This is a genomic window from Serratia sp. LTN-2 (genome assembly GCF_059740205.1).
In genome coordinates, this window is sequence record NZ_JCAXDO010000015.1 from 100,553 (window position 1) to 125,142 (window position 24,590).

The 24,590-nt window shown below is 61.9% G+C and carries 21 protein-coding genes and 1 riboswitch; of the genes, 9 read left to right on the forward strand and 12 right to left on the reverse strand.

Translation table 11 applies throughout. The features are described 5' to 3' along the window. Nucleotides 1-174: 174 nt before the first annotated feature. The gene (gene tolC / locus AC6BYQ_RS22415) at nucleotides 175-1,689 is read left to right on the forward strand and encodes an outer membrane channel protein TolC (RefSeq protein ID WP_019453066.1); all 1,515 of its coding nucleotides are present in this window, start codon (nucleotides 175-177) and stop codon (nucleotides 1,687-1,689) included. Nucleotides 1,690-1,839: 150 nt separating this feature from the next. After that, complete coding sequence (gene dhaR / locus AC6BYQ_RS22420) at nucleotides 1,840-3,789, forward strand: dihydroxyacetone kinase operon transcriptional regulator DhaR (RefSeq protein ID WP_498057551.1); 1,950 nt, start codon at nucleotides 1,840-1,842, stop codon at nucleotides 3,787-3,789. Here the strand turns inward: dhaR and dhaM are convergent. The 5 genes from dhaM to AC6BYQ_RS22445 form a co-directional block, all read right to left on the reverse strand. Continuing rightward, nucleotides 3,786-5,216 (reverse strand): dihydroxyacetone kinase phosphoryl donor subunit DhaM, encoded by a 1,431-nt coding sequence (dhaM, locus tag AC6BYQ_RS22425; protein WP_498057552.1) that lies wholly within the window; start codon nucleotides 5,214-5,216, stop codon nucleotides 3,786-3,788. The two genes, dhaR and dhaM, sit on opposite strands and share 4 nt — an antisense overlap. Before the next feature lie 11 nt (nucleotides 5,217-5,227). Then, nucleotides 5,228-5,860, reverse strand: coding sequence for a dihydroxyacetone kinase subunit DhaL (gene dhaL / locus AC6BYQ_RS22430; protein WP_154747307.1), 633 nt, complete (start codon nucleotides 5,858-5,860; stop codon nucleotides 5,228-5,230). A gap of 9 nt (nucleotides 5,861-5,869) precedes the next feature. Next, complete coding sequence (dhaK, locus tag AC6BYQ_RS22435) at nucleotides 5,870-6,940, reverse strand: dihydroxyacetone kinase subunit DhaK (protein WP_309530661.1); 1,071 nt, start codon at nucleotides 6,938-6,940, stop codon at nucleotides 5,870-5,872. A gap of 51 nt (nucleotides 6,941-6,991) precedes the next feature. Continuing rightward, on the reverse strand, nucleotides 6,992-8,092 hold the full coding sequence (locus AC6BYQ_RS22440) for a glycerol dehydrogenase (RefSeq protein WP_197667910.1): 1,101 nt from the start codon (nucleotides 8,090-8,092) through the stop codon (nucleotides 6,992-6,994). 153 nt (nucleotides 8,093-8,245) lie between these two features. Continuing rightward, on the reverse strand, nucleotides 8,246-8,377 hold the full coding sequence (locus tag AC6BYQ_RS22445; protein ID WP_261799241.1) for a hypothetical protein: 132 nt from the start codon (nucleotides 8,375-8,377) through the stop codon (nucleotides 8,246-8,248). Between the two features lie 68 nt (nucleotides 8,378-8,445). Here AC6BYQ_RS22445 and AC6BYQ_RS22450 point away from each other — a divergent pair, with 68 nt between their 5' ends. Together AC6BYQ_RS22450 and AC6BYQ_RS22455 are read left to right on the forward strand one after the other, a co-directional pair. Further along, nucleotides 8,446-9,114, forward strand: a complete 669-nt coding sequence (locus tag AC6BYQ_RS22450; RefSeq protein WP_019453072.1) for a DUF1190 family protein — start codon at nucleotides 8,446-8,448, stop codon at nucleotides 9,112-9,114. Between the two features lie 3 nt (nucleotides 9,115-9,117). Then, a complete protein-coding gene (locus tag AC6BYQ_RS22455) occupies nucleotides 9,118-10,278 on the forward strand; it encodes a glutathionylspermidine synthase family protein (protein WP_019453073.1) in 1,161 nt (386 codons plus the stop codon). Nucleotides 10,279-10,326: 48 nt separating this feature from the next. On the opposite strand, the gene ygiD is transcribed toward AC6BYQ_RS22455, so the two are convergent. Then, nucleotides 10,327-11,109, reverse strand: coding sequence for a 4,5-DOPA-extradiol-dioxygenase (gene ygiD / locus AC6BYQ_RS22460; protein ID WP_004937222.1), 783 nt, complete (start codon nucleotides 11,107-11,109; stop codon nucleotides 10,327-10,329). 325 nt (nucleotides 11,110-11,434) lie between these two features. Between ygiD and AC6BYQ_RS22465 the strand changes: the two genes are divergently transcribed. Continuing rightward, complete coding sequence (locus AC6BYQ_RS22465) at nucleotides 11,435-12,967, forward strand: alkaline phosphatase family protein (RefSeq protein ID WP_498057554.1); 1,533 nt, start codon at nucleotides 11,435-11,437, stop codon at nucleotides 12,965-12,967. Between the two features lie 54 nt (nucleotides 12,968-13,021). Here AC6BYQ_RS22465 and ribB read toward each other — a convergent pair whose 3' ends face one another. Further along, a complete protein-coding gene (gene ribB, locus AC6BYQ_RS22470) occupies nucleotides 13,022-13,675 on the reverse strand; it encodes a 3,4-dihydroxy-2-butanone-4-phosphate synthase (protein WP_004937218.1) in 654 nt (217 codons plus the stop codon). Nucleotides 13,676-13,784: 109 nt separating this feature from the next. Beyond that, nucleotides 13,785-13,945, reverse strand: a riboswitch (FMN riboswitch). 145 nt (nucleotides 13,946-14,090) lie between these two features. Here ribB and ubiK point away from each other — a divergent pair. Continuing rightward, nucleotides 14,091-14,366, forward strand: a complete 276-nt coding sequence (gene ubiK, locus AC6BYQ_RS22475; protein ID WP_004937216.1) for a ubiquinone biosynthesis accessory factor UbiK — start codon at nucleotides 14,091-14,093, stop codon at nucleotides 14,364-14,366. Nucleotides 14,367-14,417: 51 nt separating this feature from the next. Here ubiK and hldE read toward each other — a convergent pair whose 3' ends face one another. The 3 genes from hldE to AC6BYQ_RS22490 form a co-directional block, all read right to left on the reverse strand. Further along, the gene (hldE, locus tag AC6BYQ_RS22480) at nucleotides 14,418-15,848 is read right to left on the reverse strand and encodes a bifunctional D-glycero-beta-D-manno-heptose-7-phosphate kinase/D-glycero-beta-D-manno-heptose 1-phosphate adenylyltransferase HldE (RefSeq protein ID WP_019453075.1); all 1,431 of its coding nucleotides are present in this window, start codon (nucleotides 15,846-15,848) and stop codon (nucleotides 14,418-14,420) included. Between the two features lie 77 nt (nucleotides 15,849-15,925). Continuing rightward, nucleotides 15,926-18,763, reverse strand: a complete 2,838-nt coding sequence (gene glnE / locus AC6BYQ_RS22485; RefSeq protein ID WP_498057555.1) for a bifunctional [glutamate--ammonia ligase]-adenylyl-L-tyrosine phosphorylase/[glutamate--ammonia-ligase] adenylyltransferase — start codon at nucleotides 18,761-18,763, stop codon at nucleotides 15,926-15,928. A gap of 45 nt (nucleotides 18,764-18,808) precedes the next feature. Further along, nucleotides 18,809-20,116 (reverse strand): CYTH domain-containing protein, encoded by a 1,308-nt coding sequence (locus AC6BYQ_RS22490; RefSeq protein WP_154747304.1) that lies wholly within the window; start codon nucleotides 20,114-20,116, stop codon nucleotides 18,809-18,811. A 278-nt stretch (nucleotides 20,117-20,394) separates the two neighbouring features. Between AC6BYQ_RS22490 and AC6BYQ_RS22495 the strand changes: the two genes are divergently transcribed. Then, nucleotides 20,395-21,015, forward strand: coding sequence for a TIGR04211 family SH3 domain-containing protein (locus tag AC6BYQ_RS22495; protein WP_019453078.1), 621 nt, complete (start codon nucleotides 20,395-20,397; stop codon nucleotides 21,013-21,015). 122 nt (nucleotides 21,016-21,137) lie between these two features. Then, the gene (locus AC6BYQ_RS22500; protein ID WP_498057556.1) at nucleotides 21,138-22,382 is read left to right on the forward strand and encodes a multifunctional CCA addition/repair protein; all 1,245 of its coding nucleotides are present in this window, start codon (nucleotides 21,138-21,140) and stop codon (nucleotides 22,380-22,382) included. 39 nt (nucleotides 22,383-22,421) lie between these two features. On the opposite strand, the gene bacA is transcribed toward AC6BYQ_RS22500, so the two are convergent. Then, nucleotides 22,422-23,246: an undecaprenyl-diphosphate phosphatase gene (gene bacA / locus AC6BYQ_RS22505; protein ID WP_025160107.1), complete on the reverse strand. Its 825-nt coding sequence runs from the start codon at nucleotides 23,244-23,246 to the stop codon at nucleotides 22,422-22,424. A gap of 132 nt (nucleotides 23,247-23,378) precedes the next feature. Beyond that, nucleotides 23,379-23,738, reverse strand: coding sequence for a bifunctional dihydroneopterin aldolase/7,8-dihydroneopterin epimerase (gene folB, locus AC6BYQ_RS22510; RefSeq protein WP_019453081.1), 360 nt, complete (start codon nucleotides 23,736-23,738; stop codon nucleotides 23,379-23,381). Nucleotides 23,739-23,845: 107 nt separating this feature from the next. On the opposite strand from folB, the gene plsY reads away from it, so the two are divergent. Continuing rightward, nucleotides 23,846-24,484, forward strand: a complete 639-nt coding sequence (gene plsY / locus AC6BYQ_RS22515) for a glycerol-3-phosphate 1-O-acyltransferase PlsY (RefSeq protein WP_025160108.1) — start codon at nucleotides 23,846-23,848, stop codon at nucleotides 24,482-24,484. The last annotated feature ends 106 nt before the right edge of the window (nucleotides 24,485-24,590 follow it).

Sequence of the window (24,590 nt, forward strand, 5' to 3'; positions counted from 1 at the left end):
CTGCAGTCGACCCGGGCAGTACGTCAAGGTAAATAGGCGGTCTGAAAGGTAAAAGTTGCGCGAGATGGCACATTCAGCCACCTGATGCGCACCGCAGACTCTGCTAGAATCGGCAACTATTTCGTCTATCGTCAGCGCTAACATAGCAATATTGCTGCACAACAAGGAATGCAAATGAAGAAACTGCTCCCCCTTCTTATCGGACTGAGCCTGGGCGGCTTCAGTGCAATGAGCCAGGCAGAGAACCTGCTGCAGGTCTACAAACAGGCCAGGGAAAGTAACCCGGATCTGCGCAAAAGTGCTGCTGACCGCGACGCCGCATTCGAAAAGATCAATGAAGCGCGCAGCCCGCTGCTGCCGCAGCTCGGCCTGAGCGCCGGTTACAACTACAATAACGGCTATCGCGACAGCAACGGCGTCAACAGCAATGTCACCAGCGCTTCGCTCGGCCTGACCCAAACCATTTTCGACATGTCGAAATGGCGCGCGCTGACGCTGCAGGAAAAGACCGCCGGCATCTCCGACGTGACCTTCCAGACGGCGGAACAGCAGCTGATCCTCAATACCGCTACCGCCTATTTCAACGTGCTGAGCGCCATTGACACGCTCTCCTATACCCAGGCGAACAAACAAGCGGTTTACCGTACGTTGGATCAAACCACCCAGCGCTTCAACGTGGGCCTGGTGGCGATCACCGACGTGCAGAACGCCCGTTCCTCCTACGACACCGTGCTGGCGGCCGAAGTCACCGCCCGCAACAACCTGGACAACGCGCTGGAAGCGCTGCGCCAGATCACCGGCACCTTCTATCCGGAGCTGGCCTCGCTGAATACCGATCGCTTCAGCACCCAGCGCCCGGAAGCGGTGAACAACCTGCTGAAAGAAGCGGAAGCGCGCAACCTGAGCCTGCTGTCCGCCCGTCTGAGCCAGGACCTGGCGCGCGAGCAGATCCGCTCTGCGCAGACCGGTTATATGCCGACGGTCAACCTGAATGCGTCGACCGGGATCACCAATACCCGTTACAACGGTTCCGCTACTCACGACACGCTGAGCTCCAGCCGTTACAGCAATTCTGATGCCGGCCAAAACCAGGTGGGCGTTTCGATCAGCCTGCCGCTGTACAGCGGCGGCGCAACCAACTCGCAGGTGGAACAGGCGCAGTACGGCTTTGTCGGCGCCAGCGAGCAGCTGGAAAGCGCCCACCGCGGCGTGGTGCAGACCGTGCGTTCGTCGTTCAACAACGTCAACGCCTCGATCAGCAGCATCAACGCCTACAAACAGGCGGTGATCTCCGCGCAGAGCTCTCTGGATGCGATGGAAGCCGGTTACCAGGTGGGTACCCGCACCATCGTCGACGTGCTGAACGCCACCAGTACCCTGTATAACGCCAAGCAGCAGCTTTCCAGCGCGCGTTATACCTACCTGATCAACCAGTTGAACATCAAGTCGGCGCTCGGCACGCTGAACCAGAACGATCTGCTGACGCTGAACGGCGCACTGGGCAAACCGGTGTCGACCGCGCCTGACGCCGTCGCGCCGCAGAACCGTGCTCAGGACGCCTACGCGGACGGCTATCAGGACAACGCGCCGATGCAACAGGTCGCCGCGCCTGCGCCAACCGCTACCCGCGCTGCCGCACCGGCCGTCAGCCAGCCGGTTCGCAACAGCGGCAACCCATTCCGCAACTGATGCGCGCACGTTGATAAACACGGGGTTCGGCCTGCGCCGCACCCCGTTTTTTTTGCCCTATTTCCCCCGCTTCTGCCCACCGCCTCACAGCCGCCGCTGCGCCAGGTGGTATCATCGTCACTCTCGTTTTCGCAGTCTGGATGAGGTTCGATGGACAACGATTCACGCTGGCAGCGTTTGATTAACGACGGCGAACTGCCGCCGCCACTGCGCCCGACGCAGGCGGTTTACGCCTCCTGGCTGCGCTGCCGCAGCCTGATGCAGCCCGAGGTCTGGCAAGCGCCGCACCGCGCGCAGGGCGCCACCTTCGAATCGATTTGTCGCCGCAAGAACGACCTGCTGACGCTCGGCCAGGCGGCGCTGGAAGACGCCTGCGAATACATGGAGCCGCGCCGCTGCCTGCTGATGATCCTCGACGAGAGCGGATGCATGCTGTGGCGCTGCGGCGACGCCCAAACCTGGGAGCATTTGCAGCAATTGGGGTTCGCCCCCGGCGCTTATTGGGCAGAGGGGCAGATCGGCACCAACGCCCCGGCGCTGGCGGCGGCGGAAGGCCATCCGGTGCGAGTGAGCGGTGAAGAACATGTGCGCCGGGCGCTGCACGGCTGGTCGTTCTGCGCCACGCCGGTTTACGACAACAGCGGCCGTCAGCGCGGCTCGATCGCGTTGGGCTGCCTGCTGGCCGATTGCGCCGCCGGCGATTTGTCGCTGACGCTGGCCATCGCCCGCGAAATCGGCAATTCACTGAACGCCGACGGCCTGCTGGCGGAGTCCAACCGCCATCTGAATCAGCTTTACGGCCTGCTGGACGGCGTGGACGACGGCGTAATGGCCTGGGATCACCGCGGCTACCTGCAATACATCAACCAACGCGCCGCCGGCCTGCTGAAGCTGGACGAACAGCAGAGCCAAGGCAAACCGCTGGCGCAACTGCTGACGCTGCCTGCCCTGCTCAAACGCGCCATCGCCGATCGGCAACCGCTGCAACACGTCGAGGTCACCTTCGAAAGCCAGCGGCAGTTTATCGCCGCCTTGCTGACGCTAAAGCCGATTTTCGACGGCGATCGCTGCAGTTTCATCGCTCTGCTGCACCCGCTCGAGCGGTTGCGCCAGTATGTCAGCAGCCAGTTGGGGCGCGTCAGCCACAGCTTCGAGCAGATGCCCTCCGCCTCGCTGGAGATGCGGCGGCTGATCCGTTATGGGCAGCAGGCGGCCAAAGGCCAGCATCCGATCCTGCTGCGCGGGGAGGAAGGCGTCGGCAAAGAGCTGCTCAGCCAGGCCATCCACAACGCCGGCGAACGCGCCGCCGGGCCGTATATCGCCCTCAACTGCCAGCTGCTGCCGCAGTCGCAGGGGCTACGTGAACTGCTGGGCAGCGACGCCAGCGAAGAAGAGGCCGGTCAGCTCAGCAAATTCGAATTGGCCAACGGCGGCACGCTGTACCTCGAACAGATCGAATACCTGCCGGCGGAGATGCAATCGGCGCTGCTGCAGGTGCTGAAAACCGGCGTAGTGATCCGCCTCAATTCCAGCCGGGTGATCCCGGTCGATGTGCGGGTGATCGCCGGCAGCGCCGCCGATCTGCCGCTGCTGGTGCAGCAAAACCGCTTCCGCCGCCAGCTGTTTTACAGCCTGCAGGCGTTCGAGATCCAGATCCCACCGCTGCGTCAGCGGCTGAGCGATATTCCGCTGCTGGTCAAACACCATCTGCGCACGCTGGAGCAGCATTTTCAGTGCCGCTTTCGGGTGGATGACGAAGTGATGACCCAGCTGGCGCTCTACCTGTGGCCGGGCAACGATTTGGAACTGAAAGGGGTGGTGGAGCGCGCGGCGATGATCTGCCACGGCCACCACATCCAGCTGGCGGATCTGCCGGCGCACCTGCTCGGCCAGCCGTCGCTGCTGGAGAGCGATCCGCAGCCCGGCGCGCCGCTGTTGACGCTGACGGACATGGAGCGCCAGGCGATCCTCCGCGCGGCGACCGTCAGCCGCGGCCAGCTGACGGAGATGGCGCAGCTGCTGGGCATCGGCCGCACCACCCTGTGGCGGAAGATCAAACAGCACGGGATCGACATCCGCCAATTCAAGCTGCGCGCTTAGTGGCTGAGCTGCAACACCCCGCGCGCGGCGTCCAACATCGCTTTCTGCCCGCTGCGGGTTTTGCTCAGGCAATCCTGCATGCCGACCACCATCGGAATGCCCATCGCCTTCGCCAAAATGGCGCTGTGCGACAGGGCATTGCCGCCGCTCAGGCAGATGCCGAGCACCAGCCGGCGGTCGAGCATCACCACCTCTGAGGGCATCAGCTCGTCCATCACCAGTATCGACGGTTCTGCCAGCGCGATGGCCGGCAGCGCCTGCCCCTCTAGATGGCACAGCGTGCGGCGCAGCATGTCGCGCACGTCCAGTTCGCGCGCCCGCATGTAGTCGTCATCCAGCTCGCGGTACTCTTCGGCGATCGCCTCCAGCACCTGTCGCCAGGCCTGCTCGGCGCTGCACAGCTGCTGCGCAATGCGGGTGTAAGCCGCCTGCTGCAGATCCGGGTCGTCCAGCAGCATGCTGTGAGCGCCGAAGATCGCCGCCTGCGGCTTGCCGATCAGCGTGCCGGTGCGCTCCGCCAGCCGGTTCAGATCGCTCAACGTTTGCTGCAGCGCCTCCCGCAGGCGTTGCTGTTCGCCCAACACCTCGTCCGCGCCAATCCGTCGATCGGCGGCTGGCGGCCAGAAACTGCGGGCCTGGAACACCGGCCCGCTGGTGACGCTTTCCGCCACCGGGATGCCATGCAGCGAAGGCTGCTGCCGCTCGGAGACCGTCTCGCCGAAGTGTTGCTCCGCCAGCGCCTTGAACGCCGCCAGCGCGTCGTCCGCCTGCGCGCCGTCGGCGATCAGGCGAATGGTGTCGCCGTGACGCACCTGCAGCAGCGCCAGCTGATTGAGGCTGCGCGGATCGACGCACTGCCCCTGTTTTTCCAGCACCAGCTCGGCCTTGAACGGCGCCAGCGCCTCGACCAGCCGCGCCGCCGGGCGCGCGTGCAGCCCGTGCGGGTTCTGCACCGTCCAGGTTATGCTTTTGCCCTGCGCCAGCGGCAAAGCCGCGTTCTTCGCGGCCTGTGAGCCTTCGCCCAGCTGCGCCTGCTTGGCCTGCAGCGCGCCCTGCGCCTCCGCCACCACCTGCTCCAGCGAAGCGCCGGAGTTGGCAGCCACCACCGCTGCCAGAGTGCCTTCGACCAGCGGCGCAGCGCAAAGCCGCACCTTGGCGGCCAACTCCGGATCCAGCAGATCGAGCGCGGTTTCCGCACTGAGCAGCGCGCTGCCCAAATCCATCAGCACCAGAATACCATCGCCGTCGGCGACCGATTCAATAGCCTCCATGACCTTGACCGCGTCGGTGCCGATCGGGTGCTCCTCGTCATCCACGCCCGCCGCCAGCGCCAGCTTGCAGCCGTCGCCACGCATCATCTGCCGCGCCAACTGCTCAACGCCGCGCGCCAACAACGCGCTGTGCGAAACCACCACGATATTAATCATCTCGCCTCCTGCTAACTGCCGGCGACCTCGGCCAGCGTTTTCATCATCAGCATCACCGAAGTGGCGCCGGGATCCTGGTGGCCGATGCTGCGCTCGCCCAGGTAACTGGCCCGCCCCTTGCGCGCCTGCATGGTGATGGTGCTCTCCACCGCCCTCTCGGCGCTGTCGGCGGCGCGCTGCAACGCCTCCGCCACGCTCAGGTTCTGCTGCGCGGACTGACCGAGGCTCGCCACCACCGGCCACCAAACGTCACACATGGTCTTGTCGCCCGGCTCCGCTTTGCCGCGCATCACCACGCCTTCAACCCCTTCCTGCATTACCTGATGCAGCTCCGTCAGATCCAGGCTTTGCTTGGCGTTCGCCGCCTGCGCCGCGCGGATGAAGAAGGTGCCGAACAGCGGGCCGCTCGCGCCGCCTACGCTCGACAGCAGCGTCATGCCGGTGTTTTTCAGGATAAAACCGATGTCTTTGTCCGCCACCGACGGCAGCTTTTCCACCACCTTATTGAAACCGCGGTTCATGTTCAGACCGTGGTCGGCATCGCCGATCTCGGTGTCCAGCTGGGTCAGAAAATCGCGCTCCCGGCTGAACACTTCGCCGCAACGCATCAGCCAATCGACGACCTGTTGTTTGGTCAACGCCATGATTCCTCCTCAGCAACCCCAACGCAGCGCAGGCGTTTTCACCGGCGCATCCCACAAGGACAACATCTCGTCGTCCACGTTCAACAGCGTGATGGACACGCCTTGCATATCCAGCGAGGTGCAGTAAGCGCCCACCAGGTTGCGTTCGATGATGATGCCCGCCTCGGCGCAACGTTCCGCCAACCGATGGTACACACCGTACAGTTCGGACAGCGGCGTGGCACCCAGGTTGTTGACCAACGCGATCACCCGATCGCCGCGCGTCAGCGGCTGCTTGGTCTGCATCTCGTCGCGCCACTCGCCCTGCTGACGATCCCAGACGCGGATCGTGCGCTGATAGTGACCGTGGTCGATCAGCGTATGGAACATGTCATCCACCGCCGCGTTGAGCGTGGTGAACGGGCGGCGCGCAATGCCCGGCTCGCCGTGAATGCCGACGCCGAACTCCATCTCGTTCTCCGCCAGGGTGAACGACGGCTTGCCGGCGGCGGGGACGGTACAGGCGCCCAGCGCAATGCCGATCGAATGCCCGTGGTTGTTGATGCGATGCCCCAGCGTCACCACGCTGTCCAGGTCGTCGCCGCGCGCCGCAGCGGCGCCCAACAGTTTCTCCATCAGCACGGTGTTGGCCACCCCGCGCCGCCCGGCGGTGAACAGGCTGTCTTTGACCGCCACGTCGTCATCCACCAGCACCGTCGCCACCGCGACGCCGCTGTCGTGCAGCAGCTCGGTGGCGGTTTCGAAGTTGAGCACGTCGCCGGTGTAGTTTTTGATCAGCAGCAATACGCCGGCGCCGCCGTCGATCGCCTGACCGCATTCGTACATTTTATCCGGCGTCGGCGAGGTGAAAATCTCGCCCGGACAGGCGCCGTCGAGCATCCCTTCACCGACGAAACCGCAGTGCATCGGCTCGTGGCCGCTGCCGCCGCCGGACAGGATCGCCACCTTGCCCGCCACCGGCGCGTCGGCGCGGGTCACGAACACCGGATCCGCGTGCACCAGCAGCTCGGGATGGGCTTCCGCCAGCCCCTGCAACTGCTCTTCCAACACCGACTCGACCTGATTAATCAGTTTTTTCACGATGGTTTCCTCTGTAAGAACAGGGGCGCGGCGCACCGCGCCCCAAGGGTATCAATGACGCTGCAGCCAGGCAGCGCCCAGCCGATCCGCCGTCAGGATCGCCGCCTGCACGCTGGCGGGGGTGACCTCGAACGGCATGTTGTGAATGGTTTCGCCGGCGGCGCAGCTGGCCTCGGCCACCGCCATCATCTTCGCCGTCGCATCGCCGGCGACGCCCATCTGCGCCAGCGTGATCGGCAAGCCGATGCTGTGGCAAAACGCCAGCACGGTCTCAATCTGCGCCATCGGGCTGTTCTGCAACACCAGCTGCGTCAGGGTGCCGAACGCCACTTTCTCGCCGTGATACAGGTGGTGGCACTCCTCCAGCACCGTGAAGCCGTTGTGAATGGCGTGCGCCGCCGCCAATCCGCTGCTCTCGAAGCCGATGCCGCTCAGGTAAGTATTGGCTTCGATGATGCGTTCCACCGCTTCCGTCACCACGCCGGCCTCGACCGCCAGTTTGGCCTTCACCCCTTCGGCCAGCAGCGTGTCATAACACAGCCGCGCCAGGCTGAGCGCCGCCAGCGTCGATTTGCCGCCGGCCATGCTGGTAGCCTGCGCGTCGAAGCAGGCCTGCGCCTCGAAATAGGTGGAGAGCGCGTCGCCCATGCCAGCCACCAGCAGGCGCACCGGCGCTTTGGCGATGATGGCGCTGTCCATCACCACCATGTCCGGGTTGCGCGGGTAAATCAGGTATTCGGCGAATTCGCCCTGTTCGGTGTAAAGAACCGACAGCGCGCTGGTCGGCGCATCGGTGGAGGCGATGGTGGGGATGAGCACCACCGGCAGCCGTTGGTAGTGTGCGACGGCCTTGGCGGTGTCGAGCGTCTTGCCGCCGCCGACACCGATCACGCCGCGGCAACCGTGGGCCTGCAGCTCGCGGCCGAGCCGGTCTATCTCTTTACGGCAGCACTCGCCGTTGAAGCGGGCCGCATGATGCTTCACGCCGTGCTGCTGCAGGCTGCCCATCAGGGTGTCGCCCGCCAGCTGCATCACGAAGTCGTCAGCGATCACGAAATAGTGATCGGCGAGGGATTTGGCGTATTCGCCGACGGCGGCCAACGCATTGGCGCCCTGAATGTATTTGCCTGGTGACTGGATGATTCTCAACATAACCGGATCCTTGTAGGGAATTGGCGATGGTAACGTTCAGATATCAGGTGATGACGCGCCGACTTCACCGCCGGCTTGTTGTTGTGCTTCGACTATGAGCGCCTGCCGTCCACCTGGCGAGCCTCGCGATTTTTGTTCCATTATGGAACATCATCATAGCGCTAACGTTTCATGATGAAACGCCAACGCGCGTTTTTTCGCCGTGAAAGCGAACTGGCGCACACCCCAACGTATAACTGCGTAAAGAGTGGCTTCTGCGGGCGTTTCAGCTTTAATTTTGACCATGTTTCCCCTATCCTTAGCGCCACTACTGGGAAAGGGCGAAAACAGCCCGCATGATGGGATTGATAACGATGAAACGGACAAAAAACATCAACCAAGAGACGTTCCGCAAATCCTGGCGCAGCTACCGTGTCGCGCCCGTGGCCTTGGCGATCAGCGCCGTCTTTATGCTGGCCGGCTGCGAGAAGAGCGATGAAACGGTCTCCCTGTATCAGAATGCCGATGACTGTTCGCGCGCCAACCCTTCGATGAGCGAGCAGTGCACCACCGCCTACAACAACGCCCTGAAAGAAGCGGCGAAAACCGCGCCTAAATACGCGACCCGCGAAGACTGCGTCGCCGAATTCGGCGAAGCGCAGTGCACTCAGGCGCCGGCCCCGGCGCAGGCCGGCATGGCGGCGGAATCGCAAAGCAGCGGCAGCTTCTGGATGCCGCTGATGGCGGGCTACATGATGGGCCGCCTGATGGGCGGTTCCGGCTTCGCGCAGCAGCCGCTGTTCACCTCCAAGAACGCCGCCAGCCCGGCGAACGGCAAATTTGTCGACGCCAGCGGCAAGAGCTACGGCCCGGCCACCGCCGGCGGCCGCACCATGACGGTGCCGAAAACCGCGATGGCGCCAAAGCCTGCGGTCACCAACACCGTGACCCGCGGCGGCTTCGGCGAGACCGTGGCCAAACAGACCAGCATGCAGCGTAGCAGCGCTACCTCCAACTCCAGCTCTCGCAGCATGGGCGGTTGATGCATGAAACGTATTGCCATTACCGAGCGCCCGGACTGGCGCGAAAAAGCGACCGAGTTCGGTTTCCGTTTCCACACCATGTACGGCGAGCCGTACTGGTGTGAAGACGCCTATTACCAGTTCACGCTGGCGCAGATTGAAGAGATCGAAAGCGCCACCGCCGAGCTGCACCAGATGTGCCTGCAGGTGGTGGAGAAAGTGGTCGCCAGCGACGAGCTGATGGCCAAGTTCTGCATCCCGAAACACACCTGGGAGTTCGTACGCAGCTCCTGGCGCACCAACCAGCCGTCGCTGTATTCGCGTCTCGATCTGGCCTACGACGGCGTCAACCCGCCGAAGCTGCTGGAGAACAACGCCGATACGCCGACCTCGCTCTATGAGGCGGCCTTCTTCCAGTGGCTGTGGCTGGAAGACCAGATCAACGCCGGCAAGCTGGATCCGCAATCGGATCAGTACAACAGCCTGCAGGAGAAGCTGATCGAGCGTTTCGCCGAGCTGAAAGCGCACCACGGCTTCGGCCTGCTGCACCTGGCGTGCTGCCAGGACAGCGAAGAAGATCGCGGCACGGTGCAATATCTGCAGGACTGCGCGCAGGAAGCCGGTCTGCCGACCGAATTCCTGTTCATGGAAGACATTGGCCTTGGCGAGAAAGGCCAGTTCACCGATCTGCAGGACCAGGTGATCGGCAACCTGTTCAAGCTCTACCCGTGGGAGTTCATGCTGCGCGAGATGTTCTCCACCAAGCTGGAAGACGCCGGCGTGCGTTGGCTGGAGCCAGCCTGGAAGAGCATCATCTCCAACAAGGCGCTGCTGCCGCTGCTGTGGGAAATGTTCCCGAACCACCCTAACCTGCTGCCGGCTTATTTCGCGCAAGACGATCATCCGCCGATGGATCATTACGTCACCAAGCCGCTGTTCTCACGCGAAGGCGCCAATATCCAGATCGTCGAAAACGGTCAGGAAGTGGCGCGCGTCGATGGGCCATACGGCGAAGAAGGCATGATCGTGCAGCAGTTCCATCCGCTGCCGAAGTTCGAAGACAGCTACACGCTGATCGGCAGCTGGCTGGTGAACGATCAACCTTGCGGCATCGGCCTGCGCGAAGATCGCGAACTGATCACGCAGGATCTGTCGCGCTTCTATCCGCACACCATCCTCGGCTGATCGCACCGCTGAAGGCAAAAACGCCAGTCAGAGACTGGCGTTTTTTCTTTATCCCACCTGTACCGACAGCATGCTCAGCGCCCCCATTTCGATACCATCGATCGGCACGCTGATGGCCTCTTTTCCATCCCAGCCGCCGAGCACGTACAGCAACGGCAAATAGTGTTCCGGCGTCGGATTCGACAGCGCCGCCCCCTCATGGCGCATGAAATCCACCAGCGGATGGTTATCGCCCCGATAACGCAGGTTATCCCGGACAAAGTTATTGAATGATTCCGCCCACGGGTAGGCGCTGGTATCGCCCTGCCATTTCACCATGCGCAGGTTGTGCACCACGTTGCCGCTGGCGACGATCATCACGCCCTCGTCCCGCAGCGCGGCGAGTTTGCGGCCCAGCTCATAGTGATAGGCCGCCGGCTGTGTGCCGTCGACGCTGAGCTGCACCACCGGAATATCAGCATCGGGATACATTTTGATCAATACGCCCCAGGTGCCGTGATCCAATCCCCACTCGCCGAGATCCGCCGTTACCGGCACCGGCGCCAGGATTTGCTGCAGCTGCGCGGCCAGCGCGGGAGAGCCCGGCGCCGGATAGCGGGTATCAAACAGCGCCTGCGGGAACCCCCCGAAGTCGTGAATGGTTTTGGGTTTTTCCATCGCGGTGACCGCAGTGCCGCGGGTGTACCAATGCGCGGAAACCGCCACGATCGCCTTCGGGCGCGGCAATGACTCACCCAACGCACGCCATGCCCGGGTGTAGCGGTTGTCTTCCAGCACGTTCATCGGGCTACCATGGCCCAGGAACAGTGCCGGCATACGAGAGGTGTTCATAGGGAGATCCTTAGTTCAAATTGTGCTATGGCGTTACATTACGCGCTTTGCCGCAGCAACACAGCCGGATAACCGTGATGATGATCTTCAATAAATTTGAATTAAAAAGCGCAAAAATGCACCGGCCAACAGAAAGTTAAAAAACACATACTTTTCAATTAATTAATAAATTCCGTGAATACCGTGACATTACTGCCACACAGATCTAATTTGTGAACAATTTATGTACTTTTTGTTAACGCAGTCGATACACTCCTCTTTCAGTCGACAGGGTGTTGGCAGCCCGTCGGCGCTACGGGAATCACGTCTCACCAAGGAGGAATTCATGTTCAGACCCACACTGGCAACCCGCCTGGCGCTTTCCATGACCTTGCTGGCCACTGCAACGGCAGCCGCCGGCGCGGCGGACAAAGCGCAGCTGACGCAGCGCGAAGACCCTTATTTCCTTCAGGCGCAAACTCAGCTGCAACAGCGGCTGAAGCAAACACCAAACACCAACCGCGCCAAAAACGTCATTCTGGTGGTCGGCGACGGCATGGGGTTTTCCACCGTGACCGCCGCTCGCATTTTTGAAGGGCAGCAGCGCGGCGTGGACGGCGAATCCAACGTGCTGGCCTGGGAAGCGTTCCCCTATCTGGCGGCGGCCAAAACCTATTCCGCCGACGCCCAAATCACCGACTCCGCGCCCAGCGCGGTGGCGATGACCACCGGTGTCAAAACCATCAACGATCTGATGGGCCTCAACCATACGGCCGCCCTCAACAATTGCGAAGACCAGCAAACCAAGGCCGTCACCACGCTGTGGGAGATGGCCGCAACGCTCGGCATGTCCACCGGCGCCGTGACGACCGCGACCATTACCCACGCCACGCCGGGCGCCACCTATGCCCATATCGCCAACCGCGACTGGGAATCCGACGCCAAAATGCCGGCGGATGCTCTGGCCGCAGGCTGCCGCGACATCGCACGCCAGCTGGTGGAAATGAAATACGGCAACGGCCTGAACGTGGCGATGGGCGGTGGGCGCGCCAACTTCCTGCCCGACGGCGTGAGCGATCCGGAATACCCCGACAAGAAAGGCGCCAGAAAGGATGGCCGCGACCTGACGCAGGCCTGGCTGCAACGCTACGGCGAGCGTGGGCAATACGTATGGAATCAAGCGCAGTTCGACAAAATCGATCCGGCCAAAGTCGACCACCTGCTGGCCCTGTTCGAACCGTCGCACATGAACTTCGAGCACGATCGGCGGCAAGACGCGGCGGGAGAGCCTTCGCTGGCGGAAATGACCGGCAAGGCCATCGATATTTTGGCCAGGAATCCCGAAGGCTACCTGCTGTTGGTGGAGGGCGGACGCATCGATCACGGCAGCCATAACGGTAACGCCTACCGCACGCTGAGCGACGCGGTCGCGCTGAACGAAGCGGTGAAAACCATCGTCGACAAGGTCAATCTGGACGAGACCCTGGTGATCGTAACCGGCGATCACAGCCACACGCTGACCATTGCCGGCTATGCCAAGCGAGGCAATCCCATCCTCGGCATTTCCGTCGGCGTCGACGGCAAACCGCGGCTGGGCAGCGACGGCAAGCCTTACACCACCGTCGGCTTCGCCAACGGCCCCGGCGGCACAATCCCATTGACCGAGCGCCCGGCATTGACCATGGAGCAGGCCACCGCGCCCGACTTTATTCAGCCAGCGCTGGTGCCGCTGAAAAGTGAGACGCACGGCGGGGAAGATCTCGGCATCTACGCCATCGGCCCCTGGGCGCATCTGTTCCAGGGTACGGTAGAGGAGAACTACACCTTCCACGTGATGAATTACGCCAGCCGCATCGGCGAACGCCTGTCAAAACAGTAGCCACAAAAAAAGCCGCGTTGAGCGGCTTTTTTTATCGTTGAAAGCGGCCGGCTATCAGCTGGCTTTTTTCTCGTGCGCCTGGCGGTAGGCCACCAGATCTTCGATGGTCAGCACCACCATGTCGTGCTGTTTGGCGAAGGTGATCACTTCCGGCGCATGTGCCATGCTGCCATCGTCGTTGGTCAGTTCACACAGCACGCCGGCAGGTTTGAAGCCGGCCATGGAGACCAGATCGATGGTCGCTTCGGTGTGGCCGCGGCGGCTCAGCACGCCGCCCGGCTGCGCGCGCAGCGGGAATACGTGGCCCGGACGGTTCAGGTCGCTCGGCTTGGCGCTGTCTGCCACCGCCGCACGGATGGTGGTCAGGCGATCGGAAGCGGAAACCCCGGTAGTCACGCCCTGCGCCGCTTCGATGGTCACGGTGAAGGCGGTCTGGAACTGGCTGGAGTTGTTGGTCACCATCATCGGCAGCTCAAGCTGCTGACGGCGTTCTTCGGTGATGCACAGGCACACGATACCGCTGCCGTGGCGAATGGTCAGCGCCATCTGCTCAACGGTCATGGTTTCCGCGGCGAAGATCATATCACCTTCGTTTTCACGATTTTCATCATCGAGCACCATCACGCCGCGCCCGTTGCGCAGTGCGTCGATCGCGCGTTCAACGCGTTCTGTCGGCGTGCCGAAGTCTGAAAGTAGCGTCTGATTCATGGTAAAAAACCTCATTAAAAATTATGGATTACCAGAACCAGGGCGATCTTGAGGAGTAGCTAACAATAGCTAAAAAAATAACGCAAGCGGGCGCAAGCCCGGCAGATACCGTTACTCTCTCCCATCCGGACTATAACCGTCGGCCCCGGAATTACACCGGATCTGCTGACCTCTAACCGGCCTTTACAGGCTGGCTGAGCGCTCGCGGGCTTTCACCGTAGAAGGTGATTTACCGCCGGTGGGGACTTTCACCCCGCCCTGAGAATAAGCAGGATGACTATAACGCTAATGGGTAGGCAGGGCAATTGGCAAAAGCACAATTCGGCCACGCACGGCGAATGCGCTTAATGGTTTATCCGGCGGGCAACTCGCATTACACTAAGCGGCAGCTATTAAACTCTGAAAGGGATACGCCATGATTGACCCGAAAAAAATCGAACAAATCGCACGCCAGGTTCATGAGTCCATGCCTAAAGGCGTTCGTGAATTCGGGGAAGACGTTGAGAAAAAAATCCGTCAGGTACTGCAGTCGCAGCTTACCCGCCTGGATTTGGTTAACCGCGAAGAGTTCGACGTACAGACTCAGGTGCTGCTGCGCACCCGCGAGAAGCTGGCGCTGTTGGAACAGCGCATGGCCGAGCTGGAAAGTAAACTGAGCGCGGCGCCGGCGGCCAAACAGGAAGACGAGTAATTCCCGCCAAGGGCGCGCACCGCGCGCCCTTGTTCTTTACGTCGCCCAGCGTTAACCGCGCCCGTCTTTGATCGCTTTGATGATGTTGGTGGTCGACAGGCCGTCTTCAAAGTTCAGCACTTTGACATCGCCGCCGTTGGCCCACACTTCCGCACTGCCGGCAATCTCTTCCGGTTTGTAATCACCGCCTTTCACCAGCAAATCCGGCAAAATGTCGGCAATCAGACGCTGCGGCGTGTCTTCTTCGAACGGCACCACCCAATCCACCGCTTCCAGCGCGCCCAGCACGATCATGCGATTCTCCAGCGCGTTGACCGGGCGTGTTTCCCCTTTCAAACGCTTGGTCGACGCATCGCTGTTCACCGCCACGATCAGGCGATCGCCCAGTTTGCGAGCGTTGGCCAGATAGGAAACGTGGCCGGCATGCAGAATGTCGAAGATACCGTTGGTCATCACGACTTTCTCGCCGCGCTGGCGCGCCTGCGCCACGGCGTGTTTCAACTGCGCTTCGGTCATCACGCCAAAACCGGTTTCGGCACGGCCGCGCACCGCGTTTTCCAGCTCGATAGGCGACACGGTGGACGTACCGAGTTTGCCCACCACTACGCCGGCGGCGGCGTTGGCCAGGAAACAGGACTCTTCCAGCGAGTTGCCGGCGGCCAGCGAGGCGGCCAGCACGCCGATCACGGTGTCGCCGGCGCCGGTCACATCGAACACTTCCTGCGCCTGGGTCGGCAAGTGCAGCGGCTCAACGCCAGGCTGCAGCAGCGTCATGCCGTGCTCGGAACGGGTGACCAGCAGCGCCGACAGCTCGAAATCCGCCACCAGCTTCATGCCGCGTTCCACCAGTTCCGCCTCATCCTTGCAATGGCCCACCACCGCTTCAAATTCGGACAGGTTCGGCGTCAGCAGCGTCGCGCCGCGATAGCGTTCAAAATCAGAACCTTTCGGATCGATCAGCACCGGCACTTTGGCGGCGCGCGCCAATTGGATCATGCCCTGCACCTGGCTGAGCGCGCCCTTGGCGTAATCGGACAGCACCAGCGCGCCGATCTGCGGCAGCGCCTGCTGAATGCGCTCCAGCATCGGCTGCGGATCGACGTTGGAGAAGCCTTCTTCGAAGTCGAGACGGATCAGCTGCTGGTTACGCGACAGCACGCGCAGCTTGGTGATGGTCGGATGGGTCGGCACCGAGACGAAGTCGCAGCGCACGTTGACTTCATTCAGCTTGGCGCTCAGCGCCCGCGCCGCATCGTCGATGCCGGTCAGGCCCACCAGGCGGGACGTTGCCCCCAGCGAAGCGATGTTCATCGCCACGTTAGCCGCGCCGCCGGGACGCTCTTCGATGGTATCGACCTTGACCACCGGCACCGGGGCTTCCGGTGAAATGCGGCTGGTCGGCCCATACCAATAGCGATCCAACATGACGTCACCGACCACCAGCACACCGGCGCGGCGAAAATCAGGCAGCGTAACTTTCATCCGATAACTCCAAAAAAGAACAAAATTTTAGTGGCGCAGATATTACCACAGACCGCCGGAATACCCGCAAAAAGGTATTAATCCAGCCATTTGGCCCAGCTGACGCGCACCTGCTCACGCTCGGCGGCGAACTGCTCGCTGCCGACCTTGCCGGAATGCTCCTGCAGCGCCAGATGGTGGATCTCGTCGCGCATGGTGACATAGGCCTGGGTCAGCGCGCGCGCCTCCTCTTCCGGCATGATGTCGTAATTGGCCATCAGCTCGAAGATGCGCACGTTGTCCGACCAACGCGTCAGGCGCGGTTCGCCCGGCGCATAGCGTAAGACCAGATATTGGGCGATAAATTCGATGTCGGTAATGCCGCCCTCATCGGTTTTGATATCAAACAGATCGCGCTGTTTGTTGCCGAGATGGTTGCGCATCTTTTCGCGCATCTCGCGCACTTCACGCTTCAGCACCTCCGCATCGCGCGTTTTGCACAGGATCTCGCGCCGGATCGCGTCGAACTGCTGATGCAGCGCCGGATCGCCATGTACGATGCGCGCACGCACCAAGGCCTGATGCTCCCAGGTCCAGGCTTCGTTTTGCTGGTAGTCGGCGAACGCCTCGACGGTGCTGACCAGCATCCCTGCAGCGCCGGAAGGCCGCAGGCGCGCGTCCACTTCATACAGAATGCCGGAGGAGGTGCGGGTGCTGAACAGATGCATCACCCGCTGCGCCAACCGCAGATAGAACTGACGGCCGTCGATGCAGCGATCGCCGTCGGTCATCACCTCCGGCGGGCAATCCAACAGGAACACCAGATCGAGATCGGAACTGTAGCCCAGCTCCCAGCCGCCCAGCTTGCCGTAGCCGATCACCGCAAAGCCGCGCCCTTCGCGCTCCTGCAGATGGGTCGGTTGGCCGTAGCGCGCCACCATGTCGCTCCAGGCCTGTTGCACCACCGCGTCGATGATCGCCTCAGCCAGGTAAGTCAGGTGATCGCTCACTTTCATCACCGGCAGCGCCCCGGCGATATCCGCCGCGGCGATGCGCAGCTGCTGCGCCTGTTTGAATTGGCGCAGCGCCTCCAGCTTTTGCTCTTCGTCGTCTTCCGGCACCCGCAGCAGGTACTGACGCAGCTCGCTGCGATAGGCGTCCAGCGCCACCGGCTGATACAGCGTGGCCGGATCCAGCAGTTCGTCCAGCAACAGCGGGTAACGCGACAGTTGGTTTGCGACCATCGGCGACGCGGCGCACAGGCGGATCAGATGGCTGAGCGCCGCGTGATACTCCACCAGCAGCTCGAGGTAGGTGGTACGGGTGACAATGCTCAGCAGCAGCTGCGCCAGCCGCACCAGCGCGGTCGGCGCGTCCTGCCGTGGGCACACCTCCGCCAGCAGGCGCGGCATCAGCTGATCGAGCACGTCGCGACCGCGCGGGCCGATGGTGCGCTTGTCGACGTCATGGCGGAAATCGGCGATGGTGCGCAGCATCTGTCGGCGCCCCTCTTCATCGAGGTGCGGCGTCAGCGGCGCCAGCTCGTTCTCCTCCAGCGCGTCCTGCCACAGGCTGTGGTAGTGCTGATAGTCGGGATCTTCGCCGACATCCGGGCTATCGTCGCCGATCAGGTCGTCGAACACCGCACGCACCGCCTGCATGTGCGCGTCCAACGCCGCCATCAGCGCCGCCCAATCCGCCAGCCCCATGCCGTAAGCCAGCCGCGCCTGATCGAGCACATCCTGCGGCAACGTCTGGGTTTGCTGATCGCCGATCGCCTGCAGCAGGTTCTCCAACCGCCGCAGGAACAGGTAAGCGGCGCTCAGCGCCCGCACCTGCTCGTTCTCCAGCAGCCCCAGTTCTCCCACCGCCTGCAGCGTCGGCAGCAGCGAACGCCCCTGCAGCGCCGGCTCGCGGCCGCCGCGGATCAGTTGAAACACCTGGGTGATAAACTCGATTTCGCGAATGCCGCCGGCGCCCAGCTTGATGTTATCCTTCAGGCCCCGCCGCCGCACTTCACGGGCGATCATGCCCTTCATGTTGCGCAATGATTGAATGACGCTGAAATCGATATAGCGACGGAACACGAACGGCCGCAGGGTTTTGCGCAGCTCCTGGCTGTAAGCGTCTTCCGCCCCGCCCATCAGGCGCGCCTTCACCATCGCATAACGTTCCCAGTCGCGCCCCTGCTCCTGGTAGTAATCCTCCAGCGCCACAAAGCTCATCACCAGCGGGCCGCTGTCGCCGAACGGCCGCAGCCGCATATCCACGCGATAGACGAAGCCGTCGATGGTCTGCTGATCCAGCGCTTTGATCAGCCGCTGGCCGAGGCGGGTGAAGAACTGGGCATTGTCCAGCTCGCGCCGCCCGCCCTGGGTTTGGCCGTTTTCCGGGTAGGCGAAGATCAGATCGATATCCGACGAGAAGTTCAGCTCGCCGCCGCCCAGCTTGCCCATGCCGAGGATCAGCAGCGGCTGTGGTTCGCCGGCGGCGTTGCACGGCGTGCCCCACTCGCGGCAACAGGTTTGGTACAGCCAGTCGCGCGCGCTGACGATCAGCGTTTCCGCCAATCCGCTCAGCTGCAGCAGCGTTTCTTCGGTCGAACACAGCCCCTGCGCCTGCGCCCAGGCGATGCGCACCAGCGTTTCGCGGCGAAACAGACGCAGCGTGCGCATCAGCTGCGCTTCATCGCGCACCTCTTCCAGTTCGTCCTGCAGCCAGGCGGCGTAGTGTTGCCACTCGCCGGGCGCCGGCGGCTGTTCGCGCAGCGTCGCCAACCAGGCCGGCTGGGCGAGCAGCGCGTCGCTGACGAAATCGCTCGACGCCAGCACCCACTGCTCTTGCTCGCTAAAGGCGCAGTCTGCGCCGTGAACTTCCTGAAAACGCTGCACAACCTGCTGTGCCTGAGCCTGCAACGCGGCTGAAAGTGGCGACATAGTGTATGACCCGTTCTGCGGCCCACGGCTGGCGGGCCGGCTGGATTAACGAAGCGCGCCGTTTAACCAGAATGGCGCATGCGATAAGGCCTGTTTGCGGCTGGCTTCATACCAGCCCTGGCGGCGCTCGCTCAGCGCCGCCTGCAGCTCGCGCCAGGCGTCGATATAAGGCCCGGTCTGCTCGTCGGGGTAGGCGCCCGACAACAGGATCAGCGCCGCAATCTGACGCGTCAGGCGCGGCAATTGTTCCTGATATTCATCTTCGTTCAGCGTACGGCTGAAGGCTTCTTTCAGCTCCGCGCCGCTGCGCCCCAGCATGATATCGCTGAAGCGTTTGAAAGAACCGTCCAGCTTGGCCTGCGCTTTGGCGTCGATAAACGGCCGCCAGGCGCCGCTCACCAGCCATGATGTGAGTGCCAACTTACATTGTAGATAAGCGGCGCTGTAGCACAGGCTCTCGGGTTGCGCGGCTTTGTCCGCCAACAGCGGTTCGAGTTCGGTCAGGCGGGCGCGCAGATCGGCGCTGGCCTTGCGCGGCACCAGGCCGCCGAAGATCACCAACGCCTGGCGGATCGTGCCGACCGCCTCGATGACCGCAGCGCGCGCCTGCGCATCGCCGCGCAGCCACAGCTCTTCATGATACTGCCAGTGGCTGAGCGCCAGCTCGAAGGCGGCGATCATTCCCTGCTCCACGGTCGCCTTCGCCGCCGGCTTCAGCACCCGCAGCGGGCGCACCTCTCGCGGTGGATTACCCTGCGCCAGATGGTAGCCGCGCGCCGCCTTGCTCAGGCTGCCCTGCCGCAGCCCGCCATGCGCCGCCAGCTCGCCGGCCAACGCCAGCAGATCGGCGGTGTTGCCGTTCAGCAGCTCCAGTTCGATCTCGCTCAGGGCTTCGCTGAGATCGCCGGCGCGCACCTCACCCTGATCCAGGCCAATCTCGATCTCGCTTTGGCCGTAAGTAACCACCCACTTTTCACGAGCGAAGTCGGTACGGAACAGCGGCTGCAACGCCTGTTGCAGCGCCGTGATATCGCAATCCTGCGGCCAGATGTCGGCAGGGAACTGCGCCAACGCCAGCTGCGGCTCGGCGATAGCGACGTTGTATTCCGGGCGCTGATGCAGGCCGGCCACCACTTTACCGGCGGTTTTGATGGTCATTTCATAGCGATCGTCAAAACCGCGAATGCGCAGCCCCATATCGTGACTGCGCAAGAAGTTGTCGGCCGTTTCGAAGTAAATGTTGGTCAGCTTTTGCGGCGCGGAATGCTGATGCGGCCAGGCGGCGAGCCATTGCGGCAACGCGGCCACCGCTTCTGGCGCGGCAATGAATTTCAGTTCAATTTCAACGGTCATAATTCTTTAACACCAATAAGTTACGCATTCACGTCTGTTTCAGCGCGGCGCGCTCGGCCCGCCGCATGCTGCCCAATGACGCACAGTTGCCATTATCTTACCGCGATTTCCGGCGCCTTAACCCTGCTGACTGTAGAAAAAACCTGTTACGTTATAAAACGCTGCGCAACTCACAGAATCAGCCACAGTAAGATAGTTCTCATTCCGGTTTTGGCGTTGCGTCGTCAGACTGAACGCTCTACTATCGTTCCATAAATTCACCCAGAAACGATGAACTAATGCAGAAATTACGCCTGATTTGCCTTGCCGCGCTGAGCTTCAGCATCACTTGGGCCGCACATGCCGAAGATAAACGCTATATCTCCGATGAGTTAAGCACTTACGTCCATAGCGGCCCAGGTAATCAGTACCGTATTGTCGGCACTCTGAACGCCGGTGAAGAAGTCACCCTGCTGAGCGTCAACGACAGCACCAACTACGGCCAAATCCGCGATCCGAAAGGCCGCACCACCTGGATCCCGCTCGATCAGCTCAGCCAGACGCCAAGCCTGCGCACCCGCGTGCCGGAGCTGGAACAACAGGTGAAAACCCTGACCGACAAGCTGGCCAACATCGATAACACCTGGAACCAGCGCACCTCGGAAATGCAGGAAAAAGTCGCGGGCAGCGACAGCACCATCAGCAGCCTGCAGAAGGAAAACCAGGATCTGAAAAACCAGCTGGTGGTCGCGCAGAAGAAGGTGAACGCCGTTAACCTGCAGCTCGACGACAAACAGCGCACCATTATCCTGCAGTGGTTCATGTACGGCGGCGGCGTCGCCGGCGTCGGTTTGCTGCTGGGCCTGCTGTTGCCGCACCTGATCCCACGCCGCAAAAACAACAATCGCTGGATGAACTGATCTCAGTATCGTTCAGTTTGAGTATGGGCGCCTGCGGGCGCCCTTTTCATTGGTGCCGACATCCCACGGCCAATTCATGTAATCTGATAGACAGAGCCTTACACGATATTCAGGAGTCAACAGTGCAGATTTATCTGGTCGGCGGCGCCGTTCGCGACAGCCTGCTCAACATTCCGGTGGTCGATCATGATTGGGTGGTGGTGGGCGCCACGCCGGCAGAGCTGCTGGCGTTGGGCTACCAGCAGGTCGGCAAAGATTTTCCGGTGTTCCTCAATCCCGAGACTCACGAGGAGTATGCGCTGGCGCGCACCGAGCGCAAATCCGGCCAGGGATACACCGGCTTTACCTGCTATGCCGCGCCGGACGTGACGCTGGAAGAAGATCTGCTGCGGCGCGATCTGACCCTCAACGCCATCGCCCGTTCCGCCGATGGGGAGCTGATTGACCCTTATGGCGGCGTGGCCGATCTGCAGGCGCGCGTGCTGCGCCACGTTTCCGACGCTTTCGGCGAGGATCCGCTGCGCGTACTGCGCGTGGCGCGCTTCAATGCCCGCTTCGCCCATCTGGGTTTTCGCATCGCCGACGAAACGCTGGCTTTGATGCGCCAGATGGCGCACAGCGGTGAACTGGCCGCGCTGACCGCCGAACGCGTCTGGAAGGAAACCGAAAAGGCGCTGCAGAGCCAGAGCCCGCAGGTCTATTTTCAGGTCCTGCGCGACTGCGGGGCGCTGGCGGTGCTGTTCCCGGAAATCGACGCGCTGTTCGGCGTGCCGGCCCCCGCCAAGTGGCATCCGGAGATCGACACCGGCGTACATACGCTGATGGCGTTGGCGATCGCCGCCCGCCTCACGCCCGAGGTGGACGTGCGCTTCGCCACCCTGTGTCATGACCTCGGCAAGGGCTTGACGCCAAAAGAGTTTTGGCCGCATCACCACGGCCACGGCCCGGCGGGCGTGCGGCTGGTCGAAGCGCTGTGCCAACGGCTGCGGGTGCCCAACCCGGTGCGCGATCTGAGCAAGCTGGTGGCGGAGTACCATGATTTGATCCACACCGTGAACAAGCTGCGGCCGGAGACCCTGTTGAAGTTGTTCGACGCCATCGACGTCTGGCGCAAGCCGCAGCGGCTGGAGCAGATGATCCTGACCAGCGAAGCGGACGCGCGCGGCCGCACCGGCTTTGAGGAGAACCCTTATCCGCAGGGCGACTATCTACGCCAGGCGTATCAGGTAGCGAACGCGGTATCGATCAAAGAGGTGGTGGCCAGCGGGCTGCAGGGCACTGCGATCCGCGACGAGCTCAAACGCCGCCGCCAACAGGCGCTGGCCGAGTGGAAGCGCAGCCAAACCATCATCAACGATCAGGCATAAAAAAACCCCGCTGAGCGGGGTTTTTCCTGGCATAGAGGCTTACAGGAACACCATGTAAACCACGGCCGCCACGATAAAGCGGTAGATGGCGAACGGCACGAACGAGATGCGTTTGATCAGCGACAGGAAGGTCTTGATCGCAATCAGCGCCACCACGAAGGCGGTGATGAAGCCGACGGCGAACATCGGCAGATCGCCCCAGGTCAGGAAGTGCAGGCTCTTGTACAGATCCAGGCCGCTGGCGCCGATCATCATCGGCACCGCCAGGATGAAGGAGAACTCGGAGGCCGCATAGCGGTTCACGCCCACCAGCATGCCGCCGGCGATGGTGGAACCCGAACGGGAGAAGCCCGGCCACAGCGCCAGACACTGGAAGCAGCCGATCATGAACGCCTGGCGGTAGGTGATGTCATCCAGCCCTTCCGCGCTCGGTTTCTTCGGCTTCAACCATTCCGCCGCCAGCAGCAGCAGGCCGCCGACCACCAACGCGTACATCACGTTTTTCGGCGCAAACAGCGACTTGATGAAATCATGGAAGGCCAGGCCCAGCACCACCGCCGGGATCATCGCCAGCAGGATGTGCCCCAGCTTCAACTGACCGCTGGTTTTGCCTTCATGCTCCACCGGCTTGCCGCCGAAATGAATGCCGATCAAGCCGAACAACCGGCGCCAGAACATCACCACCACGGCCAGGATTGACCCCAGCTGGATAATGACTTCAAAGGTTTTGGCTTTGTCGCCGGTAAAGCCCAGCCACTCGCCGACGATGATCATATGCCCGGTGGAAGACACCGGCAGAAACTCGGTTAATCCCTCGACGACCCCAAGAACAAACGCAATAAACAATGAATGCATGTCTGCCATGTGCTTCGCTCACCCCATAAAATAACGGCTATCACATAAAAAAGCGGCAATGTTTAAAGACAATGCCGCTAAAACAATTCTCAGGATTAAGACCAGGTTAACGGCCTTTCGTTGCAAGCAAATGACATAAAATCATGCGGGACGAGTGCCGCGCTCAATGATCACGCCGACCCGGCTGGCATGTGCTACAGCGCCCGGTTTGCTGACCTTAATACGGACCCAGGGGGAATTGAAGCGCTGAAGCAAAATTTCAGATATTTCCTCCGCCACTCGTTCCACCAGCGCAAAACGGTTCGACTCCACGTGCTGGATCACGGCGTCGCTGACGTCGGCATAGCTCAGACAGTCAGTTACGTCGTCGCTGGCGGCGGCCGGTCGGTTATCCCAGCCCATTTCGATATCGAACACCAGCTTCTGACGAATGCCCTGTTCCCACTCATAAACGCCAATGGTGGTAATTACGGTAAGCTCTTCAATAAATACGATATCCATCACGTCATTCTCTGTTTTTGGCCTTGCCGGATACCACTTCCAGCGGAATGTGCGTATTATCCATAGATGTTGCGAGTAAAACGACCATTATTAAACGGAACCGCGTTATGAGTGCTACCGCGCTTGGCATGATTATCTTCGCGTATCTGTGCGGCTCGATTTCCAGTGCGATCCTGGTTTGCCGGATCGCCAGGCTGCCGGATCCGCGTGAGCATGGCTCAGGAAATCCCGGGGCGACCAACGTCCTGCGCATCGGCGGCCGGCTGGCGGCGGCGGCGGTGCTGGTGTTCGATATTCTGAAAGGGATGTTGCCGGTCTGGCTGGCCTACAAACTCGATGTGCCGCCGCTGTACCTCGGCCTGACGGCGATCGCCGCCTGTCTGGGACACATCTATCCGGTGTTCTTCCACTTCCGCGGCGGCAAAGGCGTGGCGACGGCGTTTGGCGCCATCGCGCCTATCGGCTGGGATCTGACCGGCCTGATGACCGGCACCTGGCTGCTGACGGTGCTGCTCAGCGGCTACTCTTCGCTCGGCGCCATCGTCAGCGCGCTGATCGCCCCGTTCTACGTCTGGTGGTTCAAACCGCAGTTCACCTTCCCGGTGGCGATGCTCTCCTGTCTGATCCTGATGCGGCATCACGACAATATTCAGCGCCTGTGGCGCGGGCAGGAAGGCAAGATTTGGGGCAAGTTCCGCAAGAAGAAAAACGCGGCGGATAACGGCGACCAGCCGAAAGACGAATAGCAGAAGGGCCGGATGATCCGGCCCTTTTTTTTGTGCACAGAAAACCCCCAGCTAGGCTGGGGGTTCAGTAAAGCTTTCAGCTTTGGGCCAGTTATAAAAACCCCTT

Coding starts and splice junctions, on each gene's coding strand:
- tolC (WP_019453066.1), top strand. CDS start 175: ATGAAGAAACTGCTCCCCCTTCTTATCGGACTGAGCCTGGGCGGCTTC.
- dhaR (WP_498057551.1), top strand. CDS start 1,840: ATGGACAACGATTCACGCTGGCAGCGTTTGATTAACGACGGCGAACTG.
- dhaM (WP_498057552.1), bottom strand. CDS start 5,216: ATGATTAATATCGTGGTGGTTTCGCACAGCGCGTTGTTGGCGCGCGGC.
- dhaL (WP_154747307.1), bottom strand. CDS start 5,860: ATGGCGTTGACCAAACAACAGGTCGTCGATTGGCTGATGCGTTGCGGC.
- AC6BYQ_RS22440 (WP_197667910.1), bottom strand. CDS start 8,092: ATGTTGAGAATCATCCAGTCACCAGGCAAATACATTCAGGGCGCCAAT.
- AC6BYQ_RS22445 (WP_261799241.1), bottom strand. CDS start 8,377: ATGGTCAAAATTAAAGCTGAAACGCCCGCAGAAGCCACTCTTTACGCA.
- AC6BYQ_RS22450 (WP_019453072.1), top strand. CDS start 8,446: ATGAAACGGACAAAAAACATCAACCAAGAGACGTTCCGCAAATCCTGG.
- AC6BYQ_RS22455 (WP_019453073.1), top strand. CDS start 9,118: ATGAAACGTATTGCCATTACCGAGCGCCCGGACTGGCGCGAAAAAGCG.
- ygiD (WP_004937222.1), bottom strand. CDS start 11,109: ATGAACACCTCTCGTATGCCGGCACTGTTCCTGGGCCATGGTAGCCCG.
- AC6BYQ_RS22465 (WP_498057554.1), top strand. CDS start 11,435: ATGTTCAGACCCACACTGGCAACCCGCCTGGCGCTTTCCATGACCTTG.
- ribB (WP_004937218.1), bottom strand. CDS start 13,675: ATGAATCAGACGCTACTTTCAGACTTCGGCACGCCGACAGAACGCGTT.
- ubiK (WP_004937216.1), top strand. CDS start 14,091: ATGATTGACCCGAAAAAAATCGAACAAATCGCACGCCAGGTTCATGAG.
- hldE (WP_019453075.1), bottom strand. CDS start 15,848: ATGAAAGTTACGCTGCCTGATTTTCGCCGCGCCGGTGTGCTGGTGGTC.
- glnE (WP_498057555.1), bottom strand. CDS start 18,763: ATGTCGCCACTTTCAGCCGCGTTGCAGGCTCAGGCACAGCAGGTTGTG.
- AC6BYQ_RS22490 (WP_154747304.1), bottom strand. CDS start 20,116: ATGACCGTTGAAATTGAACTGAAATTCATTGCCGCGCCAGAAGCGGTG.
- AC6BYQ_RS22495 (WP_019453078.1), top strand. CDS start 20,395: ATGCAGAAATTACGCCTGATTTGCCTTGCCGCGCTGAGCTTCAGCATC.
- bacA (WP_025160107.1), bottom strand. CDS start 23,246: ATGGCAGACATGCATTCATTGTTTATTGCGTTTGTTCTTGGGGTCGTC.
- folB (WP_019453081.1), bottom strand. CDS start 23,738: ATGGATATCGTATTTATTGAAGAGCTTACCGTAATTACCACCATTGGC.
- plsY (WP_025160108.1), top strand. CDS start 23,846: ATGAGTGCTACCGCGCTTGGCATGATTATCTTCGCGTATCTGTGCGGC.